This is a genomic window from Methanobrevibacter sp. (genome assembly GCF_045646045.1).
Classification (GTDB): domain Archaea; phylum Methanobacteriota; class Methanobacteria; order Methanobacteriales; family Methanobacteriaceae; genus Methanocatella.
In genome coordinates, this window is the sequence record NZ_JAZRJY010000134.1 from 1 (window position 1) to 11,419 (window position 11,419).

Below are 11,419 nucleotides of genomic sequence, written 5' to 3' on the forward strand. Positions count from 1 at the left end.
ACAGGCATTCCAAAAGGAGTAAAAATCACAAGAAAATCAATTGTAAATTATATTCAATACTATACAGACAAGTCAAACATGACCTCAGAAGATACATTTGCATTATATGCATCTATTGGTTTTGACGTCGGTGCAATAAAAAGTATTTTCGTTTCCATGTTCGTTGGAGCCTGTTTAAATATAATTCCTGAAGAAATCAGGTTAGATATGAATAAATTAAATAATCATTTCATTAATAACAACATTACTCATGCCCACCTCCCAACACAGGTAGCCAAACTGTTCATTGATGAATTTGAAACTTCTTCACTGAAAATTTTAGTTACCGGAGGAGAAAAATTAGGAGAAATTGATTATTCTACAGATTATATGCTTGTTGATTCATATGGTCCAACTGAAGCCTGTGTATCTGTAACAGCCATTAAAGAAGAGAATAAAATTGATCATACTTCCATTGGCAATCTGTTATACAACATTAAAGCCTATGTTTTAGATGATGAAAGAAGACGTGTCCCTGTAGGTGCGGTTGGTGAACTTTATTTGGCAGGTTATCAGATTGCTGACGGTTATTTAAATCGCGAAAAAGAAAATGGAGAAGCGTTCATAGACAATCCATTTGATGAAAATAAAGATTATGGCGTACTATACCGTAGCGGTGATATGGTAAGAGTACTGAATGATAGAACTCTAGCTATTGTCGGACGTCGTGACAAGCAAGTTAAAATCAGAGGAAACCGTGTAGAACTACCTGAAATCGAATCTGTCATTCGTGAAATCAGTTATGTTGAAGACGTAACTGTCCAAACAATAAAACGCGGTTCAAATTATGATCTTGTTGCATATGTGGTTGCATCAGGTGACATAAATAATATTGAAGACAACATTTGTAAACATATTGCAGAATCTAAACCGGATTATATGGTTCCTGCAGTGGTAATAAAATTGGACCAGATTCCATTAAATGTTAACGGTAAAGTGGATAAAAAGAAATTGCCTAAAGGAATTGTATCTTCTAAAGTTGTTGCGCCTAAAAATAAAACCGAACAGGAAATACTGGAGATATGTTGGAATCTTCTGGAAAATACTGACTTTGGTGTGACTGACAATTTGTTGTCTCTTGGATTTTCATCATTAACATATATGAACTTAAATTATGAAATCTATTCAAAATTCAAAATTAATTTAAACTTCTCTGAGTTAATAGAATGTAAAACTGTTAGAAGCATTTCTGAAATATTTTCAAATGATAATGTGAGTAAATTTAAAAAATATGAGAAAAGAGAATTGTATCCATTAACAAAAGATCAAATAGTAGTGTATGAAAGTAGGGCTGAAAATCCGTTTGCATTTAAAGCTTCTTATGCTATTAAAATCTTTGATGTTGATGTTGATAAACTTAAAAAAGCCTTTATTAAATTTTTAGACAGACATCCGTTTTTAAAATCAACATTAACGACAATAAATGATAAACATTATATAAAACGTGAAGATGAATGGGATGGTTCCAATTTAATTAGAATTTCTAAAGTTGGTGAGTCTGAATTTGATTTATTTGAAGAAAAGGTTGTTCTTCAGGAAAATGACTATATATTTGACAGATATTTCAAAGAAGACTGGGATTCATATCAAAATAAGTTTTTATATTGTGTAATGGTAGAAAATAAAAATAAAGTGTTCATGTCAATATTTCTGGACCACCTATTTTGTGATAATTACTCATTATCATTAATGTTTAATGAAATTGATAAAATTTACAATAATCAGGAATATAAAATAAAAGAAGAAATAATTGACGGTTTTGATTATAACATGTTTTATTATGAGGATGAAATAAAAACCAGTGACTTATATGAAAAATTCAAAAAAGACGTAATGGGTTATGGTGATTTGTATATTCCTCCGATACGTGAGTATGATAATGATTGGTGTCAACACAATAGTTTAAGTATAGTTCTGGAAGATAAACAGTCAATACAGAATTTCTGCAAAAAACATAATTTGCCATTCAATCATTTATTCATGGCCACTTTTGTACTGGCATTATATAAATATTGTAATTTAAGTAAAGGTATTTTGCCGGTAATTTCAAACGGAAGATTTTTCAATGAACTAATGAATACACAGCACTATATTGCAAAAACAATATATTTAAAATTTAAAACAAAATCCTGGACTAGTTTTGGTGATGTAATTGATAATATTGATGATGAAATGAAAAGAATCATAAAATCAGAACCTAATTCATTTAAACTCACATATTTCAATCAATGGATATTCAATTTCATAGAATCATATGAAATTGATGACTTAAATTTAACTATGGTGGACTATAAAAAACAGTTCAACAGGCCACGTTTAATAAAAAATGTTGGAGTAAACTTTATCAATGATGTGATTATATTTGAAATGCATGACCAATACCATGTAAACATCAAATATCATAACATGCGATTTACTGATGAATATATTGGGGAATTTATTGGTTATTGGATTAACATAATAAAATATGTTCTCTTAAAAGATGAAATGGATTTAAATTTGGAGTTTTTGGATGAGATTTAATTGATAAACAGTTATATAGCATTATCCATGACATGAAAATCCCACATATTATATAATTTAATAGTGGAGGTTATGATTTTTAATATGTATCATTAGTAATTATGGTGTTCTATTTTTAATGTTAATGTTACTTTTAGCTTCCGGGGTAATGTTAATTAAGCGGGAATGAATATTATTTATTCGAAATCACCATTGTTGCTTTTATTTCTATTTGGAGCATTTTACAGTTTTTTGGGAAATGATGATGAATATAAAATACTGGAAAGTGTTTATCCGATTTAAAAGGTGAATCATATATTATAAAATGTGAAAGTGATATTAAAAAAATATTTTTGGTTTTAGGGATTTTTATAATGACTATCCTTTTAGCAATAACATTTGTATTGTTTGCTTAAATCGAATACTTTAAATAAAATAGTAAATAAAAATTATAATTAATCTAAAATAATTCTTATTGTAGATTATAAAATGTGGAATTTATGGAGGAAAATTAATGTCAACTAAAGTTGTAGAGATTAAAACATTAAAAGTTGGAAAATATATAGTATTAGGTGGAGAAGCATCTAAAATCACTAGTTTAACTACCTCTTCCCCAGGTAAACACGGGGCTGCTAAAGCAAGATTAGAAGCTGTAGGTATTTTTGATAACCAAAAAAGAAGTATTGTTAAACCTGTAGATACTAAAGTAGATATTCCAATTATCGATAAAAGAGTAGGTCAAGTATTATCTATCCAAGGCGAAAATGTTCAATTAATGGATATGGAAAGTTACGAAACTTTAGATTTACCAATGCCTGAAGATTTAAAAGATGAAATTTCAGAAGGTATTGAAGTAGAATACATTGTAGCTTTAGGTAATATGAAAATCATGAGAACTAAATAAGTTCTCTATTTTATTCTTTTTTTTAGATATATTATGCTATTGAATACTTATGAACCGTGGAAATTCGCATTTTCCGCACAGACTGATTTTGATAATATTAAAAAGGATTCATATGGCATAATTGGTGTTCCATTTGACAGCACGACATCATATCATTCAGGAGCTCGTTCAGGTCCTATTGTTGTTCGTGAAGCGTCATACGGATTTGAAAAGTATAATATTAATTTTAAGTCATCTATTGATACTGTTTTTTATGATTTCGGTGATGTGAATGTAGTTCCAGGTAACTGTGAAGCTACATGTAAAATTGTTGAGGATACTGTTAATGAATTATTGGATTTGGAAATTAGGCCGATAACCATTGGCGGTGAGCATTCCGCTTCAATAGGTGTTATTAAAGCATTATCTGAAAAATATGATAAATTGACTGTTGTGCATTTGGATGCCCACAGAGATTTGGCATTTAAATTTATTGGTGAGAAATATTCTCATGCAACAGTAATGAGAAGGGCTCATGAATTTGGTGTTGATTTAGTTCAAATCGGAATAAGATCCTCATCTGCTGAAGAGGATGAATTTGTTGATTCAACATACAATATTCAGACTTTTAAAAATAAGGATGTGCATCGTCATATGGATGCAGTACAATATTATTTGACGACTGTTGATACTCCGGTTTATTTATCTATTGACATGGATGTTTTTGATCCGGCTATTGCTCCTGCTGTCGGAAATCCAACACCTGGAGGATTGTTTGTATCTGAAATAGAAGATGTTGTTAAATCTTTATCTTATAAAAATGTTGTTGGAATGGATGTTGTTGAAACGGCTACAAATAAATTAGGTGAAAATACTGCCGTAACTGCTGCCAAAATAATTTATGACTTTTTGTCTTTAGTTTAATTGGTAATGGATTTTTTAACTATTCGTATTTGTCTTTTACCTGATTAAGATAATATGTTCCTTTATCTGTGATACTATAAAATCTGTATCTGGAATCCTCTTCATTTAAGCAAACAACTAATTCAGCATCTTTTAGTGTTTTTAAGTATTTAGATACATGATTACTATTATCTCCAATATCTTTGCTGATTTTTGATGGTATTTTATCTTCGAATTCTAAAGATTTTAAAACTTCGACTCTTTTTTTTGAACGAAGTAATAATGAGATAATTCGCATATCATCTTTAATTTTCATAATTTATAACTTTGTTCGTTGTTGTTTTAATTAATTTGTATATGCTATTAGCAGGATAATAGCATACTTTTGAAATTTTTTAAATATATTTTTTTAATAATTTTTTCATCAATACCATTAAATATCATCGAAAACAAATTTATAATATTAATAAATAATGGAGCAAAAAATATTATGTATAAAAGAACTATTGGTCTTTCCGGCCATATTATTGACTCATTAACTTTAACCAGGACAATGGGCATTATTATGGACAAAGGTGGAGAATTTGATATTTTGGAAATTAATGTTGGTAGAAAGAAATCTGATATTAGTAAAGCGAAAATTGAAGTATCTGCCGAATCTCCCGAATTATTGGAATCTATTTTAGATGAATTATCAGTTCTTGGTGCATCAATTGATGAGCTTAAAGAAGTTAATTTGGTTGCATCTACAAAAGATAAAGTTGCTCCAGAGGGTTTTTACTCCTCATCCAATCATACTACTCATATTTACTATAAAGGAAATTGGCTTCCTGTTGAAGATATTGAAATGGATTGTTTGGTTGTTGTTGATGAAAAAGCTAATCGTGCTTTTGTAAAACCTATAGCTGATGTAAAAGTTGGAGATAAAATCGTTGTTGGCCTGGATGGTGTAAAAGTTACACCACCTCACAGATCAAGGGATGAACAACAGGTATTTGAATTCATGAATAGTGATGTGTCCTCTGAAAAACCTTTAATGAATATTATTAGGGGCATTGCTAAAGAAATGAAAGAAATTAAAGCTAAAGGTGGAAAAATAGGAATTGTTGGTGGACCTGCTATTGTTCACACAGGATCCGGTAAATACTTGGCATCTTTGATTCGTGAGGGTTATATTGATGTTATCATGGCAGGTAATGCTTTGGCTACTCATGATATGGAGTCTAATATATTCGGCACTTCATTAGGTATTGAAGTGGAAACAGGTAAAATTGTTGCTCATGGACATACTCATCATATGAGAACCATTAATAAAATTAATCGTTCAGGCTCTATCAGGGATGCTGTTGAAGATGGTACTCTAACCGGTGGAATAATGTATGAATGTATTAAAAATGATGTTCCATTTGTATTGGCAGGTTCTATTCGTGATGACGGACCACTTCCTGACGTAATAACTGATGTTATTGTGTCTCAAAGAGAAATGAGAAAATATGCTCAGGAAGTAGATATGGTTATAATGATAGCTACAATGTTACATTCAATAGCAACTGGAAATATGCTCCCTTCAAGAGTTAAAACAATCTGTGTTGATATTAATCCATCCACTGTTACCAAATTGTCTGATAGGGGCAGTGCACAGGTAATTGGTATCGTCACTGATATAGGTTCATTTTTACCATTACTTTATGATGCATTAAATGAGGATTAAAATGTCATTCACTGCTTTTATTCTGGATGTTTTGACTGATTCTGTTTATCCTGCTAGAATTACTATTAAAAATGGTATTTTTGAAGAAATCGTTCCCATCATTTTTGGTGAAAATACTGAAGTTGATGTGGAAGGATTATTGCTTCCAGGATTTATTGATTCCCATATTCATGTTGAAAGTAGTATGCTGACTCCAGCTCAATTTGCCAAAATTGCAGTTAGGCACGGTACTACTTCTGTTGTCTGTGATCCTCATGAAATTGCTAATGTTTGCGGAATTGAAGGTATTGAATTCATGATTGATAATGCATCTCAAGTTCCATTTAATTTTTATTTTTCAGCACCATCTTGTGTTCCTGCAACGGGATTTGAAACATCAGGAGCTGTTTTAACCTCTGATGAAATTGAATTTTTACTTCAAAAAGATGAAATTGTTGCTCTTGGAGAAATGATGAATTTTCCAGGTGTTATAAATGGTGATGAAGAAGTTTTAAGAAAATTGGAACTGTCAAGAAAGTATAATAAACCTATTGATGGTCATGCTCCATTGCTTTCAGGTAAAGAATTGGATAAATATCTGGAACAATATATCGTTACTGACCACGAATGCAGTAATTTTATTGAAGCTATTGAAAAAAAGCAGAAGGGTATGAAAATTATGGTGCGTGACGGATCATCTGCCAAAAATATGGAAGATCTTTTTGATTTTAATGATAGGTTAGACTATTGGAAAAATCAGGATAGTTTCGGTATCATACCGACTGATGTTTTGGAAAGAAGAATTAATTCTCCAATTTTTGATTTTATTGTATCTGATGATAAAAACCCAAGAGATTTAGTTAAAAGTCATCTTAATGGTTCTGTTAAAAAGGCTTGTGAATTAGGTGTGGATGTAATTAAAGCTATTGAAATGGTAACCATTAATCCTGCAGCACATTATAATTTGGATGGCGGCGCTATTGTAACAGGTGCAAAAGCTGATTTTATAATAATTGATAATTTAATTGATTTTAATATATTAAAAACATATGTTGCAGGTGAATGTGTATTCGACGGTGAAAATGTTTTGTTTGATGTTGATGATGTTGAATTTAAAAATACAATAAATGCATCTAAAAAGCAACCTGAAGACTTTGATGTATGTTATGACGGTGATGAATGCAAAGTCAATGTTATAAAATGTTATAATGGTGAATTGTTAACTAAAGATATTACTGCTGATTTAATATGTATTGATGGCAAAGTTCAATCAGATATTTTTCAGGATGTATTAAAAATTGCTGTTGTTGAACGTTATGGTGGAAATAATGTTGCTAATGGATTTATTAAGGGATTTGGTCTTAAAAAAGGAGCTATTGCATCATCAATTTCTCATGATTCTCATAATATCATTGTCATTGGTTATGATTCAAAAGTAATGGCGGATGCAGTAAACACTGTAATTGATAACTGTGGTGGAATAGCTGTTGTAAGTGAAGATTTTAACGGGTCTCTGCCTCTTCCTATCGCTGGTTTGATGAGTAATGAGGATGCATTTGATGTGGCTAAAAATTTACGTACTTTGCAGAAAATGGCAATGGCATTAGGCTGTAAACTTGATGCACCTTTCATGACAATGGCATTTATGTCTCTTTTAGTGCTTCCATCAATTAAAATCTCTGATAAAGGATTATTTGATTGTGATAATTTTGAATTTATGGATGTAATTATAAATTAAATGTCATAACCTTTTTCATTTAATTTACTTTTTATTTTATCCATTGCATCCTTATCTTTTTTAGATCCGACTTTTTTTACAACCCTATAAGCTTCCTTAAATGAATCCAGATAATATTTTCTTTTTTCATCATCAACAATATTTATTCTTGAAAAATTATCTAAACATTCTATAACATAACTGAAAGCTCTATTGTATGCTTTTGTTGGTTTATTGATAATTAATTCTGTAACATCGGCTTTAATAACATTAGCTTCTCCTTTCTTTTTAATAGGGTCGCTTTGTTTTACTGCCTTTTTAATGCTTGTGACTTCACATTTAAAGTAACAATCAACACCTTTAATGGATTTGTTTTCGTTGAAATCATTTGCTTCAAGATTGTCTAATAAAGACCAGGTAAATAGTTCTGGGTTTTGTGTAATATTGACAATGAATTCCTTTTGTGCAATGATATTTTCCAATGTATGGCTTCCTTTAAAAATACGGCACATTACCTTATTATTTCCTCCGCATAAAATTCCAATAGGTGCGGCATTCAGACTACCATCCATATTCTCTGTAGTGATGATGGTTTCATATTGCTGACCTTTATACATACCAATTTTTGTTAAATCAATTTCCATTAATATAAGGTTATGCTTCTTTTTTAAAAAAACTTTTTATATTTTAAAAAAGAAAAATATATACTGTATTATAAAAATAAAATAGGAGGCTTTCCATGAAATACAAAATGTATGATGAAATGATGGAACAACCAGATTCACTTAGAAAAACATTTGAAAATGAATTACCTACAATGAATGAAGTTTCTGAATTGGTTAAAAAAGTAGATAAAGTTTATTTAATTGGATGTGGAAGTTCTATATCAACTTGTTACAGTGTTAGAGACGCACTTAGAATGACTACTGCATTAAATATTGAAGTATTTTCAGGATATGAATTTTATTATAACAAATTTTTACAAAAAGGAGAAAATTCACTAGCAATATTCACATCCCAGTCTGGAGAAACATCAGATACATTATCTTCTCTTAGGCGTGCTAATGAATTTGGCATTCATACGGTTTCAATTTCTAATGAACCTGATAGTTCTATGATTAAAGAAGCTAAAACTCCAATAATCACGAGATGCGGAACAGAAACAGCTATTTTAGGTACTAAAACTTATGTGACTCAAATTGCTTGTCTTTATCAAATTTTATTCTCAGCTTCTGATTATGAAAATAAAGATGAATTATTATCTCAGTTACAGGAAATTCCAGATATTATAGAAGAATTGCTTAAGACAACTGAAGAAGATTATAAAAAATTGGCTGAAGAATATAAAGATGAAGAAATTTTCTACTGTTTGGGAAGCGGACCTAATTTTGGTCTTTCATTTAAAGTAGCAATGACTATGCTTATGGAAGGAGCAATTAAACATGCATGCCCATTATATTCCTCTGAATTCAGACATGGATTAATTGAACGTGCTGAAAAAGATGTTCCTATGATTATATTTGATTGTGATTTCGAATCTGATGTAATTACAAGAAAAGCTATTGATTTTTCCAATAATTTGGAAGCTAAAGTCATAGTATTTAATTTAAAAGACTTTGCTGATGTAAATAAATTATTATCTCCATTGGTCTTTGTAGTTCCTCTTGAATGGTTTGTCTATTATTTAGCTCACTTCAATGATGAAGATCCTGGTGCTACAAGACATATCGGTAAAGTCAGATACTAAATTTAAACGGTAGATGATGTTCTACTGTTTTAATTATTTTCTTTTTTTATTTATTGCTCAATTTTTTTTCATTGTATAACTGTTTTTTACTTTTTTGTTGTTATTTTTTCAAACTATTATAATTATTAATTTTCCGATTAATTATTCTACTAGTTAAATTATTATGTATTAAAAATATTAATCAATAATTTAATTTAAAGCAAACCTTTATATAGTTAAGTCAACATATATAGTATTGGTATTATGTAATGATAAATTTGTGTTTAACTTGTTTATTTTTGCACAATATTTTAATTTTGGGAGTGAGTATTATGTCTGAAAAAGAAATTAATAATCAAACTAATGAACCTGTCGTTGAACAAAAAGAAAAATTGCCTTTTGCTAAAAATGAGGTATATCGTTTGATGAGGCAAAATCTCGACAGTGACAAAATTATTAGGGACAGAGTAAAAGTTGAAATGAATAAATTTTTAGCAGACATATTAAAAAATGTGTGCAAACAGTTGAATGATTATCCGTATACAACAGTTGATTATGAAATGTTTAAGGAAGCTACTTACCCATATACAAATATAGAAAGAATCAATGAAGAAAAAGAAAGAATTTTATTGCATTTGAACAGTATTAAAGCAGATTGTGATGCTTTGGCAATGGATGTTGAAAAAACTTTGAAGTTAAATGATCGTGTGGAGAATGATTCATTTGCAGACTTTTCGTCACAGGAAAATGAAGAGTAGTTTTTTTTAATATCAATTATAAAAAAATAGAGGGATTTGCTTAAAAAAGGTTTTTCATCCCAAATATTTATTGATAATTGGGATATTAATTTTTCCTTTTAGATAAGCATTTCCAATATAAGCAAAGATTACTCCAAGTATTATTAATAATAATGTTTGATTTCCAACGAATTCTAAAAAGTACATTAGTTGTTGGCCTCCGTATACTGTAAGAATGACTGTATTTTGCAACAGGCTAGTAAACAGGCCGATTATAAATCCAACAATAATAGAACCATACATATTTTTAATTTGTGGTGTAAGAATTATCTCAGTTATTATTAATCCAATACAAAAACTATATGGAAAAATACCTAAAGACATATACGAGGCATATTCTATTTGTTTGTATGTTGTAAAGGAAAATAAATAGTAGAATATTGTCCCTAATAATAATGATAAAACAATGCCCACAATGGAGTATTTTAAAATCACTTTTAAATCAATTTTTTTATTTTCATTCATAAAAATGCCTCCGAAGATTTTGCATCTTTGTTTAATGTTATTAATATATTACATTTGGTATTTAAAATTATATTTTTTGAGGTAATTATTAATTAATTTTGAATAGTAAAAAAAAGTTCTTTGACTGGAAAGGGGTTTTCCAGTCGATTTTTGTAGATAATTATTCTACTGTAATTTTATGTTTTGGTATAACTAATTTTGGAAGAGTAATTAAAACAATACCTGCATTATATTTTGCTTTGATGTTTTCCACTTCAATACTGTTTTCAAATCTAACAGTTTTTGAACATCTTCCAGTAGTTAATTCAGAAGCAATAACATTTGCATCTTCATCTTCTTCCAATTCTTCAATTAAAGGTTTGAATGTTGCAGTGATTACAATATCATTGTCTCCTGCTTCGATTTCAACATCTTCTTTTGAAATACCTGGAATTGCAACTTTTAAGTAGTATGTTTCATCAGTTTCAACTAAATCAGCAGCTAAGTTACTCACAGTAGCATTTTTATACTCATTGATTTTTTCATCAGCATATTTTTGCATGTTTTTGAAATTTTCTTTGAATTCTTCAATTGTGCTGTTTATGTCATTTACGAACATTTCTGAGTAAACTTTACCTTTTTCTTTTTTTTCTTCGAATTTATCTTCCATTTTTTCCTTTTTTTCATCGAATTTATCTTTGCCTTTTTCCTTTTTTTC

At 29.5% G+C, this 11,419-nt stretch carries 11 protein-coding genes; 7 read left to right on the top strand and 4 right to left on the bottom strand.

What is annotated here, in order from left to right:
* The 3 genes from ACKI5C_RS08850 to speB all read left to right on the top strand — a co-directional run.
* On the top strand, positions 1-2,562 hold a 2,562-nt coding region (locus tag ACKI5C_RS08850), incomplete at its 5' end, for an AMP-binding protein (protein WP_407432775.1).
* Between the two features lie 493 nt (positions 2,563-3,055).
* Positions 3,056-3,445: a translation initiation factor IF-5A gene (locus ACKI5C_RS08855; protein WP_296795498.1), complete on the top strand. Its 390-nt coding sequence runs from the start codon at positions 3,056-3,058 to the stop codon at positions 3,443-3,445.
* 33 nt (positions 3,446-3,478) lie between these two features.
* Positions 3,479-4,348 carry an agmatinase gene (gene speB, locus ACKI5C_RS08860; RefSeq protein WP_407432776.1) on the top strand — a complete coding sequence of 290 codons (870 nt, stop codon included), beginning with the start codon at positions 3,479-3,481 and terminating at the stop codon, positions 4,346-4,348.
* A gap of 19 nt (positions 4,349-4,367) precedes the next feature.
* Here speB and ACKI5C_RS08865 read toward each other — a convergent pair whose 3' ends face one another.
* Positions 4,368-4,643, bottom strand: coding sequence for a winged helix-turn-helix domain-containing protein (locus tag ACKI5C_RS08865; protein WP_407432777.1), 276 nt, complete (start codon positions 4,641-4,643; stop codon positions 4,368-4,370).
* A gap of 174 nt (positions 4,644-4,817) precedes the next feature.
* Between ACKI5C_RS08865 and ACKI5C_RS08870 the strand changes: the two genes are divergently transcribed.
* Positions 4,818-6,038 carry a TIGR00300 family protein gene (locus tag ACKI5C_RS08870; RefSeq protein WP_407432778.1) on the top strand — a complete coding sequence of 407 codons (1,221 nt, stop codon included), beginning with the start codon at positions 4,818-4,820 and terminating at the stop codon, positions 6,036-6,038.
* 1 nt (position 6,039) lies between these two features.
* On the top strand, positions 6,040-7,755 hold the full coding sequence (gene ade, locus ACKI5C_RS08875; RefSeq protein ID WP_407432784.1) for an adenine deaminase: 1,716 nt from the start codon (positions 6,040-6,042) through the stop codon (positions 7,753-7,755).
* Here ade and ACKI5C_RS08880 read toward each other — a convergent pair.
* A complete protein-coding gene (locus ACKI5C_RS08880) occupies positions 7,752-8,378 on the bottom strand; it encodes a DUF447 domain-containing protein (RefSeq protein WP_407432779.1) in 627 nt (208 codons plus the stop codon). The two genes, ade and ACKI5C_RS08880, sit on opposite strands and share 4 nt — an antisense overlap.
* Before the next feature lie 95 nt (positions 8,379-8,473).
* Here ACKI5C_RS08880 and ACKI5C_RS08885 point away from each other — a divergent pair, with 95 nt between their 5' ends.
* Positions 8,474-9,481, top strand: a complete 1,008-nt coding sequence (locus tag ACKI5C_RS08885) for an SIS domain-containing protein (RefSeq protein WP_407432780.1) — start codon at positions 8,474-8,476, stop codon at positions 9,479-9,481.
* A gap of 311 nt (positions 9,482-9,792) precedes the next feature.
* Positions 9,793-10,218, top strand: a complete 426-nt coding sequence (locus ACKI5C_RS08890) for a hypothetical protein (protein ID WP_407432781.1) — start codon at positions 9,793-9,795, stop codon at positions 10,216-10,218.
* A gap of 54 nt (positions 10,219-10,272) precedes the next feature.
* Here ACKI5C_RS08890 and ACKI5C_RS08895 read toward each other — a convergent pair whose 3' ends face one another.
* The gene (locus tag ACKI5C_RS08895) at positions 10,273-10,722 is read right to left on the bottom strand and encodes a hypothetical protein (protein ID WP_407432782.1); all 450 of its coding nucleotides are present in this window, start codon (positions 10,720-10,722) and stop codon (positions 10,273-10,275) included.
* A gap of 160 nt (positions 10,723-10,882) precedes the next feature.
* The coding region (locus ACKI5C_RS08900) for an Hsp20/alpha crystallin family protein (protein ID WP_407432783.1) at positions 10,883-11,419 on the bottom strand (537 nt) is incomplete at its 5' end.

Coding starts and splice junctions, on each gene's coding strand:
- ACKI5C_RS08855 (WP_296795498.1), top strand. CDS start 3,056: ATGTCAACTAAAGTTGTAGAGATTAAAACATTAAAAGTTGGAAAATAT.
- speB (WP_407432776.1), top strand. CDS start 3,479: ATGCTATTGAATACTTATGAACCGTGGAAATTCGCATTTTCCGCACAG.
- ACKI5C_RS08865 (WP_407432777.1), bottom strand. CDS start 4,643: ATGAAAATTAAAGATGATATGCGAATTATCTCATTATTACTTCGTTCA.
- ACKI5C_RS08870 (WP_407432778.1), top strand. CDS start 4,818: ATGTATAAAAGAACTATTGGTCTTTCCGGCCATATTATTGACTCATTA.
- ade (WP_407432784.1), top strand. CDS start 6,040: ATGTCATTCACTGCTTTTATTCTGGATGTTTTGACTGATTCTGTTTAT.
- ACKI5C_RS08880 (WP_407432779.1), bottom strand. CDS start 8,378: ATGGAAATTGATTTAACAAAAATTGGTATGTATAAAGGTCAGCAATAT.
- ACKI5C_RS08885 (WP_407432780.1), top strand. CDS start 8,474: ATGAAATACAAAATGTATGATGAAATGATGGAACAACCAGATTCACTT.
- ACKI5C_RS08890 (WP_407432781.1), top strand. CDS start 9,793: ATGTCTGAAAAAGAAATTAATAATCAAACTAATGAACCTGTCGTTGAA.
- ACKI5C_RS08895 (WP_407432782.1), bottom strand. CDS start 10,722: ATGAATGAAAATAAAAAAATTGATTTAAAAGTGATTTTAAAATACTCC.